26 protein-coding genes and 1 pseudogene are annotated in these 21282 nt (G+C 41.5%); 3 read left to right on the top strand and 24 right to left on the bottom strand.

The features are described 5' to 3' along the window. The 15 genes and pseudogenes from PHP90_RS01615 to PHP90_RS01545 form a co-directional block, all read right to left on the bottom strand. A pseudogene (locus PHP90_RS01615) lies at positions 1 to 1139 on the bottom strand (hypothetical protein); the annotation flags it as partial. Between the two features lie 144 nt (positions 1140 to 1283). Then, entirely contained in the window at positions 1284 to 1790 is a 507-nt protein-coding gene (locus tag PHP90_RS01610) for a FixH family protein (RefSeq protein WP_299924237.1), read from the bottom strand. Continuing rightward, positions 1783 to 2484 carry a 3-dehydroquinate dehydratase gene (locus PHP90_RS01605; protein ID WP_299924234.1) on the bottom strand — a complete coding sequence of 234 codons (702 nt, stop codon included), beginning with the start codon at positions 2482 to 2484 and terminating at the stop codon, positions 1783 to 1785. The genes PHP90_RS01610 and PHP90_RS01605 overlap by 8 nt, the downstream gene beginning before the upstream one ends. 121 nt (positions 2485 to 2605) lie before the next feature. Next, positions 2606 to 2812 (bottom strand): DUF4006 family protein, encoded by a 207-nt coding sequence (locus PHP90_RS01600; protein ID WP_299924231.1) that lies wholly within the window; start codon positions 2810 to 2812, stop codon positions 2606 to 2608. 11 nt (positions 2813 to 2823) lie between these two features. Continuing rightward, positions 2824 to 3753, bottom strand: coding sequence for a c-type cytochrome (locus PHP90_RS01595; RefSeq protein WP_299924229.1), 930 nt, complete (start codon positions 3751 to 3753; stop codon positions 2824 to 2826). A 9-nt stretch (positions 3754 to 3762) separates the two neighbouring features. Continuing rightward, entirely contained in the window at positions 3763 to 3966 is a 204-nt protein-coding gene (locus tag PHP90_RS01590; protein WP_299924227.1) for a cytochrome c oxidase, cbb3-type, CcoQ subunit, read from the bottom strand. A gap of 10 nt (positions 3967 to 3976) precedes the next feature. Next, positions 3977 to 4669, bottom strand: a complete 693-nt coding sequence (gene ccoO, locus PHP90_RS01585) for a cytochrome-c oxidase, cbb3-type subunit II (protein WP_299924225.1) — start codon at positions 4667 to 4669, stop codon at positions 3977 to 3979. A gap of 14 nt (positions 4670 to 4683) precedes the next feature. Continuing rightward, positions 4684 to 6165 (bottom strand): cytochrome-c oxidase, cbb3-type subunit I, encoded by a 1482-nt coding sequence (gene ccoN / locus PHP90_RS01580; RefSeq protein WP_299924223.1) that lies wholly within the window; start codon positions 6163 to 6165, stop codon positions 4684 to 4686. Between the two features lie 289 nt (positions 6166 to 6454). Next, positions 6455 to 7582, bottom strand: coding sequence for a glutamine-hydrolyzing carbamoyl-phosphate synthase small subunit (carA, locus tag PHP90_RS01575; RefSeq protein WP_299924221.1), 1128 nt, complete (start codon positions 7580 to 7582; stop codon positions 6455 to 6457). Further along, positions 7582 to 8133 carry a DUF507 family protein gene (locus tag PHP90_RS01570; protein WP_299924219.1) on the bottom strand — a complete coding sequence of 184 codons (552 nt, stop codon included), beginning with the start codon at positions 8131 to 8133 and terminating at the stop codon, positions 7582 to 7584. Before PHP90_RS01570 ends, carA begins: the two co-directional genes overlap by 1 nt. Positions 8134 to 8207: 74 nt before the next feature. Then, positions 8208 to 8732: a PDP protein gene (locus PHP90_RS01565; protein WP_299924217.1), complete on the bottom strand. Its 525-nt coding sequence runs from the start codon at positions 8730 to 8732 to the stop codon at positions 8208 to 8210. Then, positions 8729 to 9151, bottom strand: a complete 423-nt coding sequence (locus tag PHP90_RS01560; protein WP_299924215.1) for a flagellar export protein FliJ — start codon at positions 9149 to 9151, stop codon at positions 8729 to 8731. Before PHP90_RS01560 ends, PHP90_RS01565 begins: the two co-directional genes overlap by 4 nt. Positions 9152 to 9170: 19 nt before the next feature. Next, a complete protein-coding gene (locus PHP90_RS01555) occupies positions 9171 to 10418 on the bottom strand; it encodes an adenylosuccinate synthase (protein ID WP_299924214.1) in 1248 nt (415 codons plus the stop codon). 17 nt (positions 10419 to 10435) lie between these two features. Next, a complete protein-coding gene (locus tag PHP90_RS01550) occupies positions 10436 to 11281 on the bottom strand; it encodes an ATP phosphoribosyltransferase regulatory subunit (RefSeq protein ID WP_299924212.1) in 846 nt (281 codons plus the stop codon). Positions 11282 to 11285: 4 nt separating this feature from the next. Then, positions 11286 to 12389, bottom strand: coding sequence for an alanine--glyoxylate aminotransferase family protein (locus PHP90_RS01545; protein ID WP_299924210.1), 1104 nt, complete (start codon positions 12387 to 12389; stop codon positions 11286 to 11288). A gap of 114 nt (positions 12390 to 12503) precedes the next feature. Here PHP90_RS01545 and PHP90_RS01540 point away from each other — a divergent pair, with 114 nt between their 5' ends. Next, entirely contained in the window at positions 12504 to 13283 is a 780-nt protein-coding gene (locus PHP90_RS01540) for an undecaprenyl-diphosphate phosphatase (protein ID WP_299924208.1), read from the top strand. Positions 13284 to 13324: 41 nt separating this feature from the next. Here the strand turns inward: PHP90_RS01540 and PHP90_RS01535 are convergent, their stop codons facing one another. The 5 genes from PHP90_RS01535 to rdgB all read right to left on the bottom strand — a co-directional run bounded on the left by PHP90_RS01535 (position 13325) and on the right by rdgB (position 15991). Beyond that, on the bottom strand, positions 13325 to 13591 hold the full coding sequence (locus tag PHP90_RS01535; protein WP_299924206.1) for a hypothetical protein: 267 nt from the start codon (positions 13589 to 13591) through the stop codon (positions 13325 to 13327). Continuing rightward, on the bottom strand, positions 13588 to 13887 hold the full coding sequence (locus PHP90_RS01530) for a toxin (protein WP_299924204.1): 300 nt from the start codon (positions 13885 to 13887) through the stop codon (positions 13588 to 13590). The genes PHP90_RS01535 and PHP90_RS01530 overlap by 4 nt, the downstream gene beginning before the upstream one ends. Before the next feature lie 211 nt (positions 13888 to 14098). After that, positions 14099 to 14638, bottom strand: a complete 540-nt coding sequence (locus PHP90_RS01525; protein WP_299924201.1) for a hypothetical protein — start codon at positions 14636 to 14638, stop codon at positions 14099 to 14101. Further along, complete coding sequence (locus PHP90_RS01520) at positions 14619 to 15179, bottom strand: hypothetical protein (RefSeq protein WP_299924198.1); 561 nt, start codon at positions 15177 to 15179, stop codon at positions 14619 to 14621. The genes PHP90_RS01525 and PHP90_RS01520 overlap by 20 nt, the downstream gene beginning before the upstream one ends. 206 nt (positions 15180 to 15385) lie before the next feature. Beyond that, positions 15386 to 15991 carry an RdgB/HAM1 family non-canonical purine NTP pyrophosphatase gene (gene rdgB / locus PHP90_RS01515; RefSeq protein WP_299924195.1) on the bottom strand — a complete coding sequence of 202 codons (606 nt, stop codon included), beginning with the start codon at positions 15989 to 15991 and terminating at the stop codon, positions 15386 to 15388. A gap of 100 nt (positions 15992 to 16091) precedes the next feature. Here rdgB and PHP90_RS01510 point away from each other — a divergent pair, with 100 nt between their 5' ends. Further along, positions 16092 to 17414, top strand: a complete 1323-nt coding sequence (locus PHP90_RS01510) for an MFS transporter (RefSeq protein ID WP_299924192.1) — start codon at positions 16092 to 16094, stop codon at positions 17412 to 17414. Position 17415: 1 nt separating this feature from the next. Here PHP90_RS01510 and aat read toward each other — a convergent pair whose 3' ends face one another. From aat to PHP90_RS01490, 4 genes are all read right to left on the bottom strand, one after another. Beyond that, positions 17416 to 18300, bottom strand: coding sequence for a leucyl/phenylalanyl-tRNA--protein transferase (gene aat, locus PHP90_RS01505; RefSeq protein ID WP_299924188.1), 885 nt, complete (start codon positions 18298 to 18300; stop codon positions 17416 to 17418). 230 nt (positions 18301 to 18530) lie between these two features. Next, on the bottom strand, positions 18531 to 19730 hold the full coding sequence (gene glp / locus PHP90_RS01500) for a gephyrin-like molybdotransferase Glp (RefSeq protein ID WP_299924185.1): 1200 nt from the start codon (positions 19728 to 19730) through the stop codon (positions 18531 to 18533). Then, positions 19727 to 20173 (bottom strand): molybdenum cofactor biosynthesis protein MoaE, encoded by a 447-nt coding sequence (locus PHP90_RS01495; RefSeq protein WP_299924183.1) that lies wholly within the window; start codon positions 20171 to 20173, stop codon positions 19727 to 19729. Before PHP90_RS01495 ends, glp begins: the two co-directional genes overlap by 4 nt. Before the next feature lie 2 nt (positions 20174 to 20175). Then, positions 20176 to 20397 (bottom strand): MoaD/ThiS family protein, encoded by a 222-nt coding sequence (locus PHP90_RS01490; protein ID WP_299924180.1) that lies wholly within the window; start codon positions 20395 to 20397, stop codon positions 20176 to 20178. Positions 20398 to 20512: 115 nt separating this feature from the next. Here PHP90_RS01490 and PHP90_RS01485 point away from each other — a divergent pair, with 115 nt between their 5' ends. Further along, on the top strand, positions 20513 to 21193 hold the full coding sequence (locus PHP90_RS01485; RefSeq protein ID WP_299924177.1) for an MqnA/MqnD/SBP family protein: 681 nt from the start codon (positions 20513 to 20515) through the stop codon (positions 21191 to 21193). Positions 21194 to 21282 lie beyond the last annotated feature (89 nt).

Here is a 21282-nt window from a genome sequence, read left to right as displayed (position 1 = left end):
TCCTCCAACGCATGGGACAAATGACTGAACCGGTGCAGTTCATCACGAATCATTTCAATCGACTCCGGATCAGCATCTTCGAACAATCCTATCAATTCTTCCAACTGAGCAAAACGAAACTTTTTAGGGTAATGCGATTTAAACCAATCGATAGTAGATACATTGATATTTCGGATACGTTCACGGTTAAGAACACTTGCTTCATCTAAAAAAAGGGTGATGCTCTCCATTTTACGATAGAGAGCGCTGTTAACAAACGACTCTCCCATCGCAAAGTTGAAATTTCCCTCAGTATCGAACTCTTTTAACACGGCAGCCGCATCTTCATCAGGCAAAACAACCACTATTTTTTCCGGCTCAATCCCCTCTTCTACAAACGATTCGACAGAGGCTTTGATAAATCCGATTTGTGCCAATCGTGTGTGGAAGATTTCGCATCTTAGGGAACGGTTGATATGGAGTGGTTTTTCCTCTATAATCTGAATGTCACTAAGTGATAGTCGATATTCCATCTCCTCTTTTAATTCAAATCCCATCTCCTCAAACCGCGCCGTCATTTTTCGGTTATATGCCGTTGTGTTGTAGTTGAGAATAACCTTTAAATGGACGGCGCATTCTCGAAGCAGAGCTATCTCATATCGACTTAGATACCCTTCGACGATTATTGTTATCTTCTCAAAGTTTCGCAAAAAATCGTGTTGTATTGTCGTGTGCTCTGAATTGAAAATTCTATCCGCCCACCCTTCACGTGAACAAATATCGCCGTATCGTTCACGCAAGCGTCTGAGTATACTAATATGCTCTTCGTATTCACCGTATACATCAACCGACTGAAGGGTTTCAACGGAAACCTGTTCCGAGCTCAACTCTTCAAAAAAACGAAATAAATATTCCGAATTTTGGATGAAACTAAAAAAATTACGCTCGATGTTAAGTGCACTGAAACCTGAAAAGTCACTCGCTTCGTGCATTGCCAAAAGACGTAAATCCTCATCAGGGACCGTTTTGCCGACTGCCACGTACGCACGGGAGAGAAACTCTCCCATGCTCATCATGTGAGAGAGAAAACATTCATCTAAAACAGTTACCGCTTCACGGATGCATCTCGCAGTAGGATAAACAATACACTCTTTATTCACTGCGATGTTCCCTCTCTTTTTCCTAAAAATACCTACTCACAGTTAATATAAAAAAACGTGTAAATTTTGATTTGTTACGATTGTGAATATTGTAGTAAATTTCCCCTAAAGGGGAGAAGTGATAGTAATTATAAAGCAGTTATATTAAAATTCGAACGTATTCGGGTAGCGTGTATCCGCTTTGAGGTTATAATATCGACTGTCTGCACCGACAGTCACCTTTGCTGTAATATCCCAACGTCCTGCTTTTGGAAGATCCACCGGATTAAAAGCATATCTGCCTTCACTCACAACAGGATTGGTAAGATTGATATCGTGTTGATTCACATCAGGGCGCATAAGAACCGCTTCCACCTTTGCATCATTAACAGCGTTACCCGATTTATCCGTTACCTTATACTCGATAACCGTCCCTTTTTCTGATATCTGAGGGGTTAAAAAAGCAATGTTGTATTTTTTATCAAATGCAATTTTAGCTTCAATAATATCATTGATCCCATGATCGTAATCATGATAGCTGTGCATTTCAAAATTAGACATTTCTACCGGGTTATTAGCTGCAATTTTAAGCGTTACAACTGACATCCCTATTACACCGGCGATCGCAAGTGCAATAATAATAGGCCATTTTGTACCGGGATTTTTAAACATTCTTATCCTTCTTAGGACGAAAAAAACGTCCGTATACGTATCGCGAAATACCATACAGAATAATACCGTAAAAAATTAACCGAATAATATCGATAAAGTTTTTACTTCCGTTTCCGGCAGATGAGCTGAGTGTGACCCCTTGTGCCGCCGCGATTTGATCCGCCGTATCGCTGTATCCGTTAAACATCGCAACTGAATACTTCTTAACGGTTTCACCGTCTTTTGTTTTTTCAGCCAAAATAGGCAAAATAGTACCGCCACGGTTAGTGATTAGTTCTTTTGCTTCGTCATAACTGCGTGCAAACATAATCGCACTGACAACGGAGCCAATGAATGTGGCATTCGGGCTTAGAATTTGAGCTTTATTAAAATGTTCGTATAAAGAGACGGGACGAGCTAAAATATCAACTTCCTGCTGAAGCTCTATAAATGTCATAATCACTGCAGGCTCTTTTACCTGTGCAACTACTTGCTTTTCAAAATCCGCAATACTTTGATTCTCATCTAGGTCCCGTACCATTACAAGATAAAGAGAAACGCCTGTTTTCGCTTTAAGCTCAGTACCGATCGCATTGATTTGTTCCGCAAACTTAGGATTATTAACAACATCGTCTTTATATAAATATTCCGCATGAAGGGAGAAAGAAAAAAGTGTGATAAAGGTGAGGGCCGCTAGCCCTCGTGAGAGTAACAAAAGCTACCCTTACCCGACGAAAAGATGATTAGGTGTAACAACTGCCCACAATGTGACAGCTGCTGATATCACCAAAGCGATGGTGATGAGTTTATCCATGATACTTGCCATACTAAACTCCTTATTTTACATCGATCTTATGAGTAGCATTTTCAGTGCTAATCATTTGGATCTCTTTTTCATTTTGAATTTGGTAAAAATTATTTGCACTACCTTGTTGTACACCCAATCCCCAAACGGTCAAACCGACGAGGATAGAGAGGAGCAATACGGTCGCAATTAACATACCAGTGATACCGTCCAATGCAAAAATACTACGATTTTCCATTATGACTCTCCTTATTTGCTAAGGCCGGTGACATAAGCACCAAGCGCTTTTACTTGAACGTCTGTCAAGTTATTAAATGCCGGCATTTGACCGATTACACCTTTTTTACCGTGTTTCAATACATTCGCAATAAGCGTAGGATTAAATTCAGCAATATTTGGTGCAACCATATCCATACCTTTACCGTCAGGTCCGTGACATGCAGCACAAACGCCTGCAAATACATCAGCACCTGCAGTGCCTTTCATTCCGCCTGCAACATATTTTGCTACAGAGTCAATCTCAGCATCCGTAATCAAAGCACCGGTATTAGCATTCATCAAACCGTTACGATCCGGCATTGGCATTTCCATACCGAGAAGTTGATTGTTTGAACCGTTTTGAATAACGTGCTTGACTGACGCTTCAGCGATACGGTGATTCAAGTTTGCCGCTTTTCCGTCCATACCGTCAGCCTGAAGACCGTGACATGGAGCACATTGTACGATAAAGATTGATCCGCCCATCTCTTTGAGAGTAGCATCGTCCATATTAGCATATTGCGCTTCGAATTTTGCATCGTGCGCCGCTACTTCTTCGTTATATTCACCGATTTGTGAATATGCATTAACCGGATATCCTACAAGGAAATACCAGATCGCCCAAATTACAAGACCAAGAAAAATAATTGCCCAACCAAAAGGTAGTTCGTTTTTATATTCTCCGATGCCGTCCCAGTTTTCATCTGCAAGTTTACCGCTTGCACGGTCAAATTGCATTTGTCGAACATATTTGGTTACTACAAATGCTGTAACAATGACAAGGACAACTGCACCGAGAACGGCGAGTTTGTTAACCCAATCACCTTCACCACCCATACCGCCGGCACCACCGACAGCAACGTAAGTGAAGCCAAGCATTGCAATTACAACTATGATAGCAGCAAGTACTGTCTTATTCATTTATGCCTCCTACTTTTTCTCATCATTCTCTGAGATTTTCTCGATCGGATGATCGTCAATCTCATCATGCAGCGCAAGATCTCCGTACTTTTCGTAATCACGCTTCCCTTTCCACTGTGAACTGTACAAATGATAAATGTACGAATACAGTACTACCACCATAAAGGCCGTAAAGAAAAAGTAAGCATAAGCTTGAAATGTACTAATATCCACGCACTGCTCCTTATTTCAAGCTGTTAAGGTACGCAATTAGCGCAACGATCTCAGGGATATTACCCGCTGCTACCGCATCTTTAACATCTTGATCTTTCATATCTGCTGCAATCACTTTTGCCTCTTCGAGAGCATCCGCATGTGCTTCATCTAATGTAGCTGCCAATTTAACAGTCGATTTTGAACCGTCTGCCATTGGAATTTCTGCATTGTATGGAACAGCAAAAACTTTATTTACGGTTACCTGTTCTGCATACGCAGTATCAATATCCGCACTGTTTTTAAACAACCAGCCATATGCCGGCATAATTGAACCTGGAACAACTGCTGCAGGATCTTTCATGTGGTTTTCATGCCAGTCTGTAGTACGGTAGTTTCCTACACGCATCAAATCCGGACCGGTACGTTTTGAACCCCAAAGGAATGGGCGATCATACGCATATTCACCGCTCAAGCTGTAGTGACCGTAACGGTCAGTTTCAGATTTGAATGGACGAACTAATTGTGAGTGACATGCATTACAGCTGTTTTTGATGTAAACATGTCGACCAGCCAACTCAAGTGTGCTGTAAGGTTTCGTACCGATAACCGGTCGAGACGCTTCCGCAAAGTTTGGCAAAATTTCAATAAGTCCCGCAAACGCGATGGTAACGAATACCGCTACCGCGAAAAAGAACGGGTGTTTTTCTAACCAGTGAAACATATTTCCCCCTTCTGTTATGCGCCCATCGGCGATGCTGATTGAAGCTCTGATTCTTCAACACGACGACCACTTGTCATGGTTTTGTACATGTTGTATGCAAACAAGAACATACCTAGGAGATACAATGTACCACCTACCGCACGAATAGTGAAATATGGGTGCAATACAGCAACTGTATCGATGAACGAGTAAGCTAAGTTACCGAATTCATCATGCGCACGCCACATCATACCTTGTGTAATACCGGCAATCCACATAGAAGTGAAATACAATACAACACCTAGAGTTTGAATCCAGAATTGAGTATTCATCAATGATTTAGAATAAATCTCACGTTTGAATACACGCGGAGCCATATGGAACAATGCAGCCATGATCATGAATGCAACCCATCCAAGAACACCATCATGTACGTGACCTACGATCCAGTCTGTAAAGTGAGCAAGTGCATTAACAGATTTGATCGCTTGGATCGGACCTTCAAGAGTTGAGAACATATAGAATGTAGAAGCCAAGATCATGAATTTGATCAATGGACTTGCAGCAACTTGTTGCCATTCACCCTTCATGGTCAAAAGCATATTGATCGCAGAACCCCATGACGGAAGAATCAATACAACAGAGAATACAGAACCCATTGTTTGCATCCAGTCAGGTACAGTCGAGAACAACAAGTGGTGTCCGCCGGCCCAAAGGTAAACAAACATCAAGCCCCAGAATGCAAGAAGAGACAATTTATATGAATAAACCGCTTGACCTGATTCTTTTGGAAGGAAGTAATAGATCATTGCAACGATAGGTACAGTAAATCCGAACGCAACCGCGTTGTGTCCATACCACCATTGTACCAACGCGTCATTTGTACCGGAGTACATTGAAACAGAGTGATACCATGCACCGATTCCGCCTGATGCGAAATACGTTGGAATTTCCATATTGTTAAATAGATACAACATTGCGATACCCAAGAAAGTAGCAATGTAATACCAAATAGAGATATACAATGATTTTTCACGGCGGATACCGATCAAACCGAAAATTGACATACCCCAAATAACCCAAACCACAACAACTGCGATATCGATAGGCCATTCGAATTCAGCATATTCTTTTGATGTTGTAATCCCCAACAACAATGAAACTACAACTGAAACAACTACTAATAAGTAGAGTCCAAAATGTAATTTACCGAGGAACATCAAGAATTTTGATTCAGCCATCGATACTTTTAATACACGTTGACCAACATAGTACCATGTTGCCCAGATACCGCTAAAGGTAAATCCAAAAATTACTGCATCGGTGTGCAACGGACGAAGACGGCTGAAGTTTGTATATTCTGCCAATCCTGATCCCGCAATTGTATTGACTGCAGGAAATGCCATTTCCCACGCCAAAATAACGCCGACAAGCATCCCGACGATTCCGAGTAACACCGTTGTAAGCATAAACATCTTCGCAACCGTGTAATCATACTCCAATGGACGATTCTCCATTTACGACCTCCTTAAAGATTCAAAGCATAAGAGCCTATTAGGGCACCTCTGACTTCGCAAAACTTGTGAAATCAAAGATGCCCTTAACACTTTTGTAACAAAAGTAGGCTATTAGACACTCTAATGATAGCAATACGAGCTTTTAATCAATCTTAAATTATTAAATGTTTTTCGCTATATGAAAACTTAACGATATATTTAAGTTTATTTACAGAAATAGGGGTAAAAAAGTAACACTAAAGGGTAAATTTTTCGTCAAATCACCCTTTGGGATTCCCAAAGAGTTAATTTAGCGTTGAAGAAGTTGAAGGAATTCGCTGAAGATGTATCGGCTCTCTTTAGGACCCGGGCTGGATTCAGGGTGATGCTGAACCGAGAAAACATGTCCGCTGTTATAGCGAAGCCCTTCGATCGTGTTGTCGAAAAGATTTACATGCGTTACTTCAGCAATCTCACGTACTGATTCAGGAACATTATAATTATGATTTTGTGCAGTAATTTCTACCATTCCAGTCTTAATATTTTTCACCGGATGATTTCCGCCGTGATGACCGAATTTAAGTTTATGCGTGTCGTAACCGTGTGCTATACTCAAAAGCTGGTGTCCCAAACAGATCCCGAATAGCGGTATTTTACGCTCGATGAGTTTTTTTATCTCATCTTGTTCACGTTTTAGAACCAATGGATCTCCTGGACCGTTTGAGAGAAAAACACCGTCAATCTCTTTGGCATCATAACGTCCGATAAGCTCATCTGCACTAAATGAGTTCGGCAAAACTTCGACTTCCAATCCAGCTTCAGTCAATTCATTAAGGATATTGCGTTTGACACCGAAATCGATTGCCGCAATCTTAGCCTTAGGTGCCGGAGCGTCGTTATAACGGAAGTTAAACGGATCATAAATACCGTTCTTATGAACGTATGACGTTTTCGTACTCACTTCTTCGATATAGTTAATCTCTTCAATACGAGGTGAATTCTCAAGAAGTTTTTTGAGTTCCTCTTTGTCACTTACTTTTGTCGAAGCAATCATCATCATTGCCCCCTCGGTTCGCAGCATTTTGGTGATATAGCGGGTATCGATGTCACAAATTCCAATGATTCCGTGTTTTTCTAAAAAAGTGTGTAATGCTTCTTTTCCGCGAAAATTTGAATAATGACTTTGATATTGGCGAACGATTACCCCTTTACAATGGGCTTTAGAACTCTCCATGTCTTCATCATTCACCCCGACATTACCGATCTCAGGCATCGTAAATGTTACAAATTGCCCTGCATATGAAGGGTCGGTAATAATCTCTTGATATCCGCTCATAGAGGTATTAAAAACGATTTCGCCTACAGCAGTTGTGTCTGCTCCGAAACTTTTGGCACTTAGATACGTCCCATTTTCGAGATAAATCCAAACATCACGCATTATGCCATCCCCCGTCTAACCAATTCATCTTTATAGAGTTTTTCATACACGATTTCATATTCATCGGTTCCCGGAATAAGATCACGTTTATAGCTTTTAAGCTTTTGATACACTGCGGATTCAATCTCGCTTGAATCGGCGATAGATCCTGTTATCGCATCATAAATGATATTTTTGATACGATTTTCGCTGACATCGTAATTAATCAAATCTTCTTCGTACAATTCATTGAGAATCTGATGTGCGATGTCTGAATAACGGTCTTCATAGGAAAGAACGACTCCGAATTCCGGTGCCAATTTCTTTTTGATCATAAAAAAGAGTTGTCGCTCATCGGCGAGATAAAAATCGATCTGCTCTTCGTTGGCGTTGACGATCTCTTTAACTTTTTCTTCCAAAGCGATCTCTTTTTTAATGTTTGCAGCCAACACTTTTTCGGCCTCTTTAGCAGTGCTTTCAAGCCCTTTGGTCATGGTAACCAAACCGCTGCGGCTAAGATCGACGGCGATTCGTGTCGCGATGTGGGGTACGTGTGTCAGTGAAACCTTCATTGCCAGCCCTGGAGTGAAATTTTTTGCATTTTACTCTAAAACACCTCTCAAATCGCTTAGAGCAATCTAGATTTCTATTTTACAGGTTCAGGTACTTTTCGCAATTTACTGGTAATATCGGACCCTTTTTTCGGATCCATTTTTGCCAATATCTGTCCGACACCTTTGCTGTTTAGTGTTGTCAATATCGCTGCCGCATCATCAGCTGACATTTCAGAGAGTATCAATGCCGCCGCGGCAGGTTTCATTTTTGCATATGCCTGAGAAACTTTATTTGCTTTGAGCTGTTTCATCTCGTCTAATACTTTTTTATTTTCATCCAGCATCTTTTTAATGGATGCTTCTCTTGATTTGATTTCACTCAACTTTTGATCAACTTTTGTATCTTTCCCCTGAACTAATGCCTCTTTTTTGCGTAAAAGCTCTTCTGTCGCCTTTTTGAGCGTGTCTAGCGATTGGCGCTGTTCATCCAAACGCTCCAACTGCACCAAAAGTTCATTCTTGCGATCTTCAAAAATTTTGGTACATTCATACGATTTCGTATTCTCCGCCCCCTGAAGCCAAACTAGACCTAATATCAATAGCAAAATAAATTTCATAAAACCTCTCTTTTATAGATCATAGTCCCTATTTCGTCGAGCATTTTTGCTTCTTGATCCTTGAGCATTTTAATCTGAGCATTCATCTCTTGGACTTCCAAATATTTGAACTTCTCATACTCAATCATCGCCGCTTTAAAATGGTCCCTCATCTGCTGCTGTTTCATCTGTGCAGCTTGAAACGCTTGCTGGCACTGTTCGATGCTTAAATGTTGCGCATGTATCATAGCCGTTGCTTGGGAAAATTCACTTACCGAACCGTGTGTCGGAAGTGTCATATGTGAAAGGTATTCATAGGCACGATTTAGTTTGTCAGAAGCGGAGGAAAGGGCATTATTGGCACCGATAAGGGCGCGTTCGGCATTGTCTAAACTCTTTTTTTTGAGTTTAACCAAAGGCTCGTAACGCGATTTTCCCATAACGGCTCCTCATGAATGATTATAAAGTAATCGTGTCGTTTCGATCCGGTGATGTTGAAATCATACCGATTTTAGTTTGTGTTAACTCTTCGATAGCACGAAGATATTCTTGAGCTGTTTTCGGAAGATCCTCAAAACGGCGTACACCCTCTGTTTTATCCCAGCCCGGGAATGTTTTGTAGACCGGTTTAACACCATCAAGATCCAGCGGCATATAATCGATCACTTCGCCGTTTACTTCATACGCCACGCACACTTTAATTTCATCAAAACCGTCGAGGACATCGAGTTTCATAATAGAAAGGTCATCACATCCGTTAAGACGGCTCGCATAATGGCATGCTACGGCATCAAACCAGCCGCATCGGCGAGGGCGTCCTGTCGTGGTTCCGAATTCATGCCCTTGCTTGCGGAGACGCTCCCCAATCTCACCGTGATCTTCCGTAGGAAACGGCCCGTTACCGACACGTGTACAGTACGCTTTTACAATCCCCGTCACTTTACCGATATCTTTTGGATTAACCCCTAGACCGGTACATGCCCCTGCTGAAATAGTCGATGAACTTGTCACATACGGATAGGTTCCATGGTCGATGTCCAGCATCGTACCCTGAGCCCCTTCGAGGAGAATTTTCTTTTCATCATCCATCAAATCCCATGCCATTTTCGTCGTGTTGGCCAAAAATGGAACCAATGCTTCCGCAAAAGTACTCAACTCTATTACCAACTCTTCACGAGACGGTAAAGCAATCTCAAGCGCTTCGAAAATTGCTTTATTTTGGTCAAAATATTCCATAACACGGCTTGTCAAAGTCTCAACATCACGCAACTCGCCCAAACGGAAACCGGCACGGGCAATTTTTTCACTGTAAGCCGGCCCGATTCCACGGCCCGTCGTACCGATCGCTTTTTCGCCGCGCAGTTTCTCTTTCGCTTGATCGATCAACGTATGAAACGTTAAAATCATATGTGCAGATTCAGAGACGAACAATCGTCCGAGGAGGTTATCGAACTGTTTCATCTCTTTAATAAGAGCTTCGGGAGAGACAACGACACCGTTTCCGATAATGTTAATCGCTTTAGGATTCAAAATCCCGGATGGAATTAAGTGGAGAGCATGCGTTTTTCCATCGACTACAATGGTATGTCCGGCATTGTGCCCCCCCTGATAACGGGCGACACAATCGTATTTTTGCGCAAGCAAATCGACGATTTTCCCTTTTCCTTCGTCACCCCATTGAATCCCTACTATTAAATCCGCTTTCATAAATAATCCTACTTTAGTTATTGGTGTAATGCGTCAATCAACGCATCGGTGTAAATTGCAAACCCGACTGATACAGTCTCATCACTTTTGTAACGTCCGCCCATCGCGTACATTTCGTTCCCTTCGATTACGCGGAAAAAGAGCTCATCATAATAGAGCATTTTAGCGTAATAAAGGGGAGCTATAACGACATTCGGATATTCCAGCCCCACACAGAGTTCTTTAATCTTCATCAATTCGGGTCTAATGGCATCAGGAACAATCGGCGCAACTTCATCGATTTCATGCACATGCTGCATATAAACCAACCGTGTTAACCAATCGATTTTCAACGATAAGAATTTCTCAATATTGACATGTCGAAAATCGTCTAAATGCAATTCCAGCATTTCAGAAAGGATACGGGGAATGTTGATATTTGAAATTTGCAATAATGGAGCAATTTCCAATTCATTTAAAATCCGTGTCGCTTGTGTAAGTGCATGTGAGAGATTCGGCTCATCAATAATCTCAACACCGATCTGATACTGCTCTTCGGCAGGATAGCGATACACCGGCTGAATATAGAACCATTTTTTGTGTTCGGTATTTCCGCCGAGACGTTTATTGACAATACGTACCACGTCGATCGTTGAATCGGCGCGAAGACTGATCGGGTGATTTTCGCTGTCATTGACACGGATAAGTTCACGCTGATCGCACACGCTCATATGCTGATGATAGGAAAACAACGGCGTTAAAATCTCTTCAAATCCGGCTTCACTCAACAAGGTGCTCGCTTTGGTTTCGATAGTACGCTTCGTTTTTGCCGCACCGGCAAAGTAAAGCTTTGAGCCCTCAGGGATTTCGTGTTCAAATACCATAATATCAGAGTCCGAAATAGACGGTATTAAACACGCGGTTCGCGGTTCCGTCGAAAGAGCGTCGACCCATTTTTGCCAATGCCAATTCTACACTGTTGGCTGCCCAACATGCTTCATACGGAGCAATAAGGCCCATATGGTTGATACGGAAAATCGAATCTTTGATATGGTCTTGTCCGCCGGCCACATTCACATCGAATTCTTTAAGAGTTGAGCGGATTTTTTTCGCTTCGGCGTCTCCTACCGTCGTCATCGAATCGGCAGGAGTTGTCGGATAAATAGAGAGGCCGATTGCCTTCATCGCTTCGCGAGTCGCTTGCGCACGGCGCGCCGTATCGGCGTAGAGCTTATCAAGTCCACCCTCGGCTTTAATACGGTTTAAAACCGATTCCAAACCAATGGTAATTGTCGTTGCTGCAGTCCATGCCGTCGTATTTTTACGCTGATTTTTGATCTCGGTTGCAAGGTTAAAATAATACCCTTTACCGCTTCCGATTTTCTCAATCGCAGCATTCGATAGACCCATGATCGCGAGTCCAGGAGGAAGCATTAATGCTTTTTGGCTTCCTGAGATCAGACAGTCGATATTCGTTACATCGATTTTTTCGACACCGACAGCTGTGATACCGTCAGCAATAACCATAATGGCAGGGTTATACGCTTTTACTGCCGCTGCAATCGCTTCTACATTGTGACGAAGTCCACCTGCTGATTCACAGATTTGAATCGCAAGTGCATCAATATCAGGGTTCGCATTAAGTGCCGCTTGAACTTCCTCAACTGTAGCAGGAGTATCCCATTCATGTTTAATCTCAACATTTGCAATCCCGTGAGCCACGGCAATCTTGCCAAAACGCTCTCCGAATTTTCCCGAATTGATCGAAAGAAGTTTGGAGTGGGCTAGATTAATCACGGCACCTTCCATTGCACCGGTACCCGATGAAGCGAGCATTAATACTTCATCCATCCCCAAAAGTTCAAATAGCAATGTGCGGGTTCGCTCAAAAATTGCCTCAAATTCGGGAGTTCGGTGGTGTAGCGTTTCACCAGCCATGGCAATACGTACCGACTCAGGTACAGGGGTAGGTCCGGGAGTAAAAAGTAGCATTAAAAAATTCCTTGATGGAAAGTGTCACAAATCCGCGAATTTTATCCTATGTGAGGTTAGGGGAGGTTTAAGTTACTTTCGTGTGCTACAATTGCGCCAAAAAAAGAGTTGTATATGACTATATTTGATTCATTGATATTAGGTGCTCTAGAAGGAGTAACCGAGTTTTTACCTATCTCCTCGACGGGTCATCTCATATTGGCTTCACAGCTTTTAGGGCTTCAACAGACTGCCGCACATAAGGCGTTTGAAGTTTCTATTCAACTGGGAAGTATATTAGCCGTACTCTTTTTGTATGCCCAAAGACTTCTACAGGACAAAACCCTTTGGTTTAAAATTGCGGTTGCTTTTCTTCCGACCGGAGCACTGGGCTTTTTATTGTATAAGCACATCAAAGCACTTTTTGGGGTTGAAACAGTCAGTATCATGCTTATAGCCGGAGGGATAATCTTTTTACTCGTCGAATATCTGCGCCGTGACAAAGCGATCGAAGACGGGAAAGATTTGAGCGAACTGACGATGAAAGAAGCTTTTGTTATCGGTATTTTCCAAAGTCTTTCGATGGTTCCCGGAACCAGCCGATCGGGTGCAACGATTATCGGGGGTCTATTTTCAGGACTCAATCGTAAAAGTGCCGCGGAGTTCTCATTTTTATTGGCGATCCCGACGATGTTTATTGCGACCGCATACGATCTGTTTAAACATCGCAGCGAACTCGTCGTAGACGACTGGTCAATGCTGATCATCGCCTTTGTCACCGCATTTATCTTTGCGTTCGCAACCGTCAAAGCATTCGTCGGTTTTGTCAGCCGCCACACCTTTGTCCCATTCGCGATTTACCGAATCATCGTAGGGATTATATTCTTTTATATGGTTACGGAACTTCCGGCATAATTACTACTCGTCATTCCCACTTTATTGGGAATCCAACCTTTTTAGACACTCAATTTGATTTTATTGGTCGCAAATTGATGTATTAACATCTGAATGATATTTTGATAAGGGATTGAGTTTTCTAACGCTTTCTTTTTGAGTTCATAAATATCATTCTCATTGACTCGAATAGAAATCGCTTTTTTGTTTTGATTCTTGATGTAAAATTGCAACGATTTTAATCGCTCATCTACGTTCCCTTTGCTCACCCATTCACCTTTTTCGACACTCTCTAAAAGTTCATTTTCGTATTCGTCCAAAGGAATCATTTTGGGGCTCCTATATTGTATTTTTTGTTCATTTGACGCGATGGGATGATCGTTTTTAAAAAAATTGATTCATCATCCTCTACATAAGGAACCAAATAAACGTACTCTTTTATCTCTACCAAAATAATAAAGATGTTTTGGTTCGGATATTTCTCTTTCTTGGGGTGTTCAATATCATCGAGCAGTCCACCATTCTCTATCGCTAAAAGAACATCCTCAAAACCGATATTTCGTTGTTCTTTCAACAACTCATTTTTCTCTAGGCTGTATCGTATTACTTTCGTTCTAATCATCATACAGCCTTTTTATATATACAATGTATTTTATTCTAATGTGGATTGTTTGTCAATGGCATATTTTCACCGTCATTCCCGACTTGATCGGGAATCCAGCTATCTCCGTTCGCCCTATACTTATCGAAGGGTAGGCGTTCATGGTTCGACAAGCTCACCACGAACGGGGAAACGAGATAATAAAGTAACTTGCCCCCTCCACTTTTTTAGGCCATTATTTATCTTCATATTTCAAGTGAAGCTTGTTTGAAAAAGAAAATTTCCCACTGCATACTTTTTCCCATACAGATGACAAAGATAAATTTGGCCACAGATCAGACACAAAATGAATATGGGGGCCATATTTCCAGTGATTATCATATTTTGATCTATCTTTATCGTCGAAGTAAAATAGGTTCCAATACTTCTGATCAGATGTATAAAACAAATGTGCTGCTGTAATTCTTTGTTGGATTGGAAGCTGAAATATTTTATTTGCGAATTTTTGTGCTTTTCGTGTTTTATACTTGCCCACTCCATTCTTAGAAATTGCTTCGTGTTCTTCTTCAGTGGGCATTAAATGGTCAGGAATGCGTCTATCAAAATAATTTGCATAATTATATGGACTTAATTCGTTATGTTGTGCGGCTAAAATTATTTCAACAAAATCTTGTTGATGAATAATTATATCTTTAGCGAGTTTTTCTAATTCTCTTTTAGAATTACAGTTAAATAAATCAACTAAATTATTGAGATTATCTGTTGGATATTTCATCGTCTTTACTTGCGTTTCTAACCCACTTTATAGCCCAAAATGTTACTCTAAAAAATAAGGTAGAGAGATATAAATAAATAATTGTTTTTATAGGAGTTGGCAATTCATCCCTATTTGTATTCAAAATAGTTATATATACTGTTTCCCTTTCCTTGAAGAACTCATCCATATCTGAAATATCGATTTCCTTAACATTATTTGAATTTAATTTTTTTGAAGATGTAACTTTTTTTTTGATAGTACCATTAAATTGCGCCAATATTTTTGTATTGGTTATTGATTTTTCTGATGGCTGATTAAAAGCTTTTGCTATATCGCTATCTTCATATCCATCTTTACGAATTTGAGCAATATCTACGCCAGTGGCTTCTTGGATGTCTTGATCTGAATATCCATTATCTCTTGCCGTATAGTAATTAAATATCGGCTTAGAAGTTTTATCAAGAACAAATAATCCCAGCGTACTTATTATTACCACCGATAAAATTACTAACCACTCCTTAGCGATAAATGATTTTATTTTATTAGCATTGAGAGTCATAATATCCCTTATTTATTACACGCATCAAAACATTCTGATGATGATCAACAAGTAGTCCATAAAAAAATAAACGCATTAAAAACTCCATAGATTTAGAATAAAATATAGCGATTATTATATCTGATCACAATATAAAATAAAAACATGAATTAATGTTGTTTAAAAAGCTGGATTCCCGCCTACGCGGGAATGACGAAATCAAATAATTATTTTGTCCGTAAAAACTTAATCTGATCGATCAAAATTTTTGCCAGTTCCAATCCTTTAGAACGGTGAGAAAGCCCTTTTTTCACATCGTTTCCCAACTCCCCAAGTGTCTGGTCAAACCCTGCAGGGATAAAGATCGGATCATATCCAAAACCGTTTTCGCCCCGCAGCTCGGTAATGACATCGCCATACATCCATCCGTGAACACAGCTCTCCCCCTCACGAGAAACAATCGCTATCGCCGCCGTATAGTGAGCTGGAGAAGTATCTAGCCCTTTTTCCTTTAACCCTTCGACAAGTTTAAGCAGATTATCCCGATCACTCGCACCCTCTCCGCTGTAACGGGCGCTGTAAATCCCCGGAGCCCCAGAGAGTGCATCCACACTGATACCGCTGTCATCCGCCATTACAATCGCTTCAGGATCACCCAATGCCGTATAAACCGCACGGGCTTTGATCAATGCATTTTCTTTAAACGTATCGCCGTCTTCAACGATCTCGAATCCTTCGATCAGATCGGTATAGGGGAAAACTTCCCGATCGTGTAACAGTTCGATAATCTCACGAACTTTCCCTTTATTCGACGTTGCCAAGACGATTTTCATTTCATTCCTTACAGTAGACTTTAACTATCGGTGTTTACCCGATGTTTCATCTAAGGGTGTAATATAATACTGAAAATTTTAACGTATCTAAGGTTGCACGGTGTTTAAAACGGTTCTCCCACTCTCGGCGATTCTATCGCTCCGCTTTTTCGGTCTATTTTTAGTTCTTCCTGTCCTTTCTGCCTATGCACTCAACCTTCCGGGTGCCACCCCTCTTCTCATCGGTGTCATTGTTGGAGGATATGCGCTGACACAAGCGATCTTTCAAGTACCCTTTGGTGTACTGAGTGATAAAATCGGTCGCAAGCCTACACTTCTTATAGGATTAGTCATCTTTTTGGTCGGATCGATCATCTGTGCGGTAAGCACCGATATCTATACACTGATGGTAGGACGCTTTTTACAAGGTGCCGGAGCGATCGGTGCAGTCATCCCTGCCATGATCAGTGATTTGGTCACTGAAGAAAAACGGGGACATGCGATGGCGCTTATGGGAGGAACCATTGCAATCAGTTTTGCCGCTGCTATGGCTTTGGGACCGGTTATTGCCGCAGGATTCGGATTTTCCTCACTGTTTTGGATTGCCGGAGCTTTATCGATCCTATCAATGATCGTCCTCTTTACCAATGTCCCGACACCTCCGCGTATTCGTCATATCTACCATTCGACAACAACGACCAAAGATATTCTAAAAGATCCGAATCTCCTTAGTATGATTATTACCAACGGTATGCAAAAAGGACTTATGACGGTTTCGTTCGTTCTCATCCCTATCTTTTTGACCAAGCCTGAATACGGCTTTTTGTGGGATAAAAAAGATCTTTGGCAAGCATTTGTACCGGCAATGGTTATGGGGCTGTTGGCTATGGGACCTGCAGCAGTGTTCGGTGAAAAATACAATAAACCGCGTGAAATATTTTTAATTTCCATCGTTTTATTCATCCTCGCATTTACCCTTATGGGCTTTGCAAATAAAGGATGGGAATTTATCATAGGGGTAGTGAGTTTCTTTATGGCATTTAACATGATGGAGCCGCTCGTACAATCGATGATCTCCAAATATGCCAAAGTGCACCAAAAAGGGGCGGCACTCGGTATCGCCAACGGGTTTGCCTACTTTATGACCTTTATCGGCGGAGCTGCTGCGGGTATCGCACTGCAATACTCCACTCGTGAAGTGTTCACCATCGCTTTGCTCGTCATCACTACATTATGGCTTTTGTGGACCTTTAAAATGCAAAATCCGCACCGATATTCCCATCTGTATCTCTCATTGGATCATGTAGATATGGATAAATTAAACGCATTGGAACATGAGCATATCGCGGAATGGTTTATCAACGAAACCGAAAATATCGTCGCAGTAAAATATCGTAAAGATATGGTTGAAGAAGAAGCGATTAAAGCGAAGATCGTAAAATAAGTTATGCTTTCCCCGACCCAATCGGGGAGACCTCTTTATTTTTTTGTGCTAAAGACACATAGTTTTTGATAGCAGATTTAAAATCCCAGTCTTCAAATAAGTTTTCCCAATCTTTGTCGATATTGGGAGTTTTCACACTTTGATCCAGAATTCCAAGAAACTCATCACGCGGAATAATATCTGCGCCAAAACTTTTCAAATGATCAGTTGGCCAAATTCCACAATCACATATCAAATAATTCATTTCCTTCAATCGGATACATAACGCCGTAAAAGCTACTTTTGAGCTGTTTTTCACTCGAGCGAACATTGATTCTCCATAAAAAGATGATCCTAATGCAATCCCAAACAACCCGCCAACCAGTTTTTCACCCTGCCAGACTTCAACAGAGTGAGTAAAACCCAATTCATGCAGTTCAAAAGATGATGTCATCCGTTCAGGAGTAAGCCAGCTATTTCTTGATTCTGAACAAGCTCTGACAACATCATAATAAGCTTTATCTACAGTCAGGCGAAAATTTTCTTTCTTGATAAATTTCTGAACATCGTTGCTAATATGAATGTTTTCCAGAAACAAAACGCAATGAATTTCTGATGTCCACCAAAGAATCGGCTGATCTTTAAAAGATATTTGATAAATTCCATTTTTAAATGCATAGACCATTCGTTCCGGTGTCAGATCTCCTCCTATAGCCAATAATTCTCCTTCCGGTCCCAGTCGTACGCTTTTATTTGAAGAGGTATGCGGAGGAAAATATAAATCCTTGGTTAACACATACGCTTTTCCTCTGTACGCGAAATAACGAGAGTGGAATGCTTTAATATATCCCTTAAAAAAAAGTTCATCTATTTGTAATATTTTCAGTTTAATTTTAGCCAGTATCAATTTAATTCCAATTTTTTCTTACAATTATACACATTCTTACTATCTTAACAATTACAAAGAGTATGTTTAAAAAGATCCTATATTCCAGTCTCTATCGAAAAGGTCCCTAAATGTAAAAGTCTTATTTTTGATAAAACAAAAATATCATAAAGATATGGTTGAAGAAGAAGCGATTAAAGCGAAGATCGTAAAATAAACTTTTGTCATCCCATTTGGGATTGACAAAGCACTTAGAGTTTGATAACTCGAACCAATGTTCCCGCTTCCAAATCTCCATCCTCTTCACCGCAGATCATGAGTCCAGCATTGCCGAGCAGATTGGTTAAAATCGCAGAACTTCCCGTCTTTTTCCCCTCGAAATCGACCCAGTACCGCCCGTCTTCGAAATTCAGATTACACGCGGTAAATTCGCTTTTATTGGAACGTTTGGAAAAAGGGACTTTGAGTGTCGCTTCGATAGGTTCGTAAGGATTCTCACGCCCCATCATTCGCGCTATCAGCGGCGCCACATAGAGGATGAAGGTTACGGCAGAAGAATACGCGAATCCCGGTAATGAAATAATGAATTTCTCTCCCCGCTGCGCCACCATCACGTGCTGACCGGGTTTAATATTGACCCCTTTGAAAATCACTTCGGCACCCAATTTCGGGACGATATGTTTAACGAAATCGTAATCCCCGACACTCACTCCGCCTGTGCTTACAATAATATCGCTTGCGTGCATTGCCGCTTCAAACCGCTCCATAATAGCATTTTTATCATCTCCGACGATTCCCATCTGAACGCTCTCTGCGCCCAAAGAATCGACCAGAGCTTGCAGCGTATAGCTATTGGAACTTCGGATTTGTCCTGCATGACGAGACTCTTCGCCGATATCGAGGATCTCGCTTCCCGTTGCGATGATCGAAACACGGGGACGCTGAGCGACACGTATCATCACGCGGTTCACCCCTGCCAACACTCCAATCTCTGCAAATCCGAGTTTTGTCCCTTTTGGGATCAATACTTCTCCCTCGCGATAACTTTCACCGACCGGACGAACCGCAAACCCTTTTGAAACTGTTTTCTCAATAACTATATACTCACCCTCAACACGGACATTCTCAATCGGAATCAGAGTGTCTGCACCTGAGGGCATCAATGAACCGGTAAAGGTTTTAATGCACATGCCGCTCGTCACTTCCGCGACACTGTCGGCTCCGGCGGGATTATCACCGAAAATCTCGAGCGAATCAAATTGCTCTAAATCACTGTGTACTATGGCATAACCGTCCATAGACGATGTCGGATGCGTCGGGTAATCTTCGCCCGCGATAATATCTTCTGCCAAAATCCGTCCCAAAGAAGCCGTTAAAAAAACCTGTTCACTTCGTGCCTGTCCCATACTTAAAAGGGTAATCATATTTCGGGAAGTCTCGTATGAAATCATGTATTACTCCCTAGTATTCCTGCACCGCTGATCGCAGTTGAACGCTCACGTGCATAAATACGTTCTCCATTTTTAAGATCGTATTTCCAAATCGGGGCAGATGCTTTAAAATCTTCGACAAATTTCTCAATCGTCTCCAAAGCCACACGCCGTTTCGGAGAAAATACCGCCGCGATATAAGAGCTTTCATGTACCAGCACATCGCCACGGCTATGCGCCATTTTCAGCTTTGCACCCAACGGTTCCGCTTTGGCCTGCCACGCTTCAAACCATGCACTGAGAATCGGTTCATACACATCGAAACTAAGTCCCTCGATCCCGTCTTCCTCCCGTACCGTTCCGATAAACGGGATATATGCGCCGTAGTTGTATTGGGCCTCTTCGCTATACCATCGGGTAATAATTTCCGGGACGTTAAGTGCACCGTCATAGAGTTCTAGCATACTCATCCGCCGCACACCGGAGGAAGTAAAGAAACTTTATCCCCTGCTTTCAAAGCAGTATCGAGCGTTGCGACGAGGGTATCATTGACCGCAACTGCACAGTTTTCTAACCATTGTGCCATTTCTGTATCTTGTTTCAATACTTCTGCAACATCACGCAATGATGAAGCTTCCAACGTTAACGGAGCCTTTTGAATCGGCCCTAAAAATTCGATTGTCACCATGACAATTCCCCTTTTTGGGTAGTTATATTGAAGAAAATTATAGCGAAAGAGAACTAACAGTCCCTTGTCAGGGATCAATTAGTATAATGACTTTTATTTTTGCAGAGGAGACAGTTTGATTTTCGGAAAAATAGATTTTTTGAATCTCCTCCCGTTTCATGTTTTTATCAAACGTTATGCACGAAGCACCCAGTTCCAGCAATGCCTCCATTACCACAAAGGGGTTCCCTCGGCGCTTAACCGAGAATTCGCAATGCGACGAATCGATGCGGCATTTGTCTCCAGTATTACAGCACAAAACTGCCGCCATTTCGGTGTCGGGATTGTTGCCCAGAGAGAAGTCCTGAGCGTATTATCGCTCCCTAATGCCAACAAAGACGACAGTGATTCGGCAACCTCCAATCTCCTCGCCCGAATACTCGATATTCACGGAGAGGTATTGATCGGGGATAAAGCACTGCGCTATTACTACAGCGGCGGCAATCACATCGATTTGGGAGAGCTATGGCATGAGCGAACAGGGCTGCCGTTTGTTTTTGCTCTTCTTTCCACGCACAACCATACCGATGAGCTTCATCGATTAAGCCATGCATTTGTCTCAAAAAAGGTCAAAATCCCCTATTATATATTGATGAATGCTTCTCTTAAAAGCGGGCTCACTCCGGCACAAATTATTCACTATCTAAAATTTATCAGTTATAAAGTGGGTGTGAAAGAAATGCAAGGATATAAACGGTTTGTGAGAGAAGCAAAAAAGAGGGGGATAAATCCCTCTTTGAGTAAAATCCGTTATTAAAAACAAAATGACAGGTTATTGCGAATAAACGTAATTGTTTTACTTTATTTTGAAAATTTCATATGACAAATTGTCATATTTTTTAGTAA

It is taken from the genome of Sulfuricurvum sp., from assembly GCF_028712165.1.
Taxonomy (GTDB): domain Bacteria; phylum Campylobacterota; class Campylobacteria; order Campylobacterales; family Sulfurimonadaceae; genus Sulfuricurvum.
The sequence above is the reverse complement of the archived record's forward strand: the minus strand, read 5'-3'. Positions and strand labels throughout refer to the sequence as shown.

Excerpts from the sequence above, each read along its gene's own strand:
- PHP90_RS01560 (WP_299924215.1), bottom strand. The coding sequence starts at position 9,151 with ATGGGAAAATCGCGTTACGAGCCTTTGGTTAAACTCAAAAAAAAGAGT.
- PHP90_RS01530 (WP_299924204.1), bottom strand. The coding sequence starts at position 13,887 with ATGATGATTAGAACGAAAGTAATACGATACAGCCTAGAGAAAAATGAG.
- PHP90_RS01490 (WP_299924180.1), bottom strand. The coding sequence starts at position 20,397 with ATGGTGACAATCGAATTTTTAGGGCCGATTCAAAAGGCTCCGTTAACG.
- PHP90_RS01550 (WP_299924212.1), bottom strand. The coding sequence starts at position 11,281 with ATGGTATTTGAACACGAAATCCCTGAGGGCTCAAAGCTTTACTTTGCC.
- glp (WP_299924185.1), bottom strand. The coding sequence starts at position 19,730 with ATGATTTCATACGAGACTTCCCGAAATATGATTACCCTTTTAAGTATG.
- PHP90_RS01525 (WP_299924201.1), bottom strand. The coding sequence starts at position 14,638 with ATGAAATATCCAACAGATAATCTCAATAATTTAGTTGATTTATTTAAC.
- PHP90_RS01495 (WP_299924183.1), bottom strand. The coding sequence starts at position 20,173 with ATGCTAGAACTCTATGACGGTGCACTTAACGTCCCGGAAATTATTACC.
- PHP90_RS01545 (WP_299924210.1), bottom strand. The coding sequence starts at position 12,389 with ATGCTACTTTTTACTCCCGGACCTACCCCTGTACCTGAGTCGGTACGT.
- PHP90_RS01520 (WP_299924198.1), bottom strand. The coding sequence starts at position 15,179 with ATGACTCTCAATGCTAATAAAATAAAATCATTTATCGCTAAGGAGTGG.
- ccoN (WP_299924223.1), bottom strand. The coding sequence starts at position 6,165 with ATGGAGAATCGTCCATTGGAGTATGATTACACGGTTGCGAAGATGTTT.
- PHP90_RS01555 (WP_299924214.1), bottom strand. The coding sequence starts at position 10,418 with ATGAAAGCGGATTTAATAGTAGGGATTCAATGGGGTGACGAAGGAAAA.
- PHP90_RS01595 (WP_299924229.1), bottom strand. The coding sequence starts at position 3,753 with ATGAATAAGACAGTACTTGCTGCTATCATAGTTGTAATTGCAATGCTT.
- carA (WP_299924221.1), bottom strand. The coding sequence starts at position 7,582 with ATGCGTGATGTTTGGATTTATCTCGAAAATGGGACGTATCTAAGTGCC.
- ccoO (WP_299924225.1), bottom strand. The coding sequence starts at position 4,669 with ATGTTTCACTGGTTAGAAAAACACCCGTTCTTTTTCGCGGTAGCGGTA.
- PHP90_RS01565 (WP_299924217.1), bottom strand. The coding sequence starts at position 8,732 with ATGAAATTTATTTTGCTATTGATATTAGGTCTAGTTTGGCTTCAGGGG.
- PHP90_RS01600 (WP_299924231.1), bottom strand. The coding sequence starts at position 2,812 with ATGGAAAATCGTAGTATTTTTGCATTGGACGGTATCACTGGTATGTTA.
- PHP90_RS01540 (WP_299924208.1), top strand. The coding sequence starts at position 12,504 with ATGACTATATTTGATTCATTGATATTAGGTGCTCTAGAAGGAGTAACC.
- rdgB (WP_299924195.1), bottom strand. The coding sequence starts at position 15,991 with ATGAAAATCGTCTTGGCAACGTCGAATAAAGGGAAAGTTCGTGAGATT.
- PHP90_RS01535 (WP_299924206.1), bottom strand. The coding sequence starts at position 13,591 with ATGATTCCTTTGGACGAATACGAAAATGAACTTTTAGAGAGTGTCGAA.
- PHP90_RS01570 (WP_299924219.1), bottom strand. The coding sequence starts at position 8,133 with ATGAAGGTTTCACTGACACACGTACCCCACATCGCGACACGAATCGCC.
- PHP90_RS01610 (WP_299924237.1), bottom strand. The coding sequence starts at position 1,790 with ATGTTTAAAAATCCCGGTACAAAATGGCCTATTATTATTGCACTTGCG.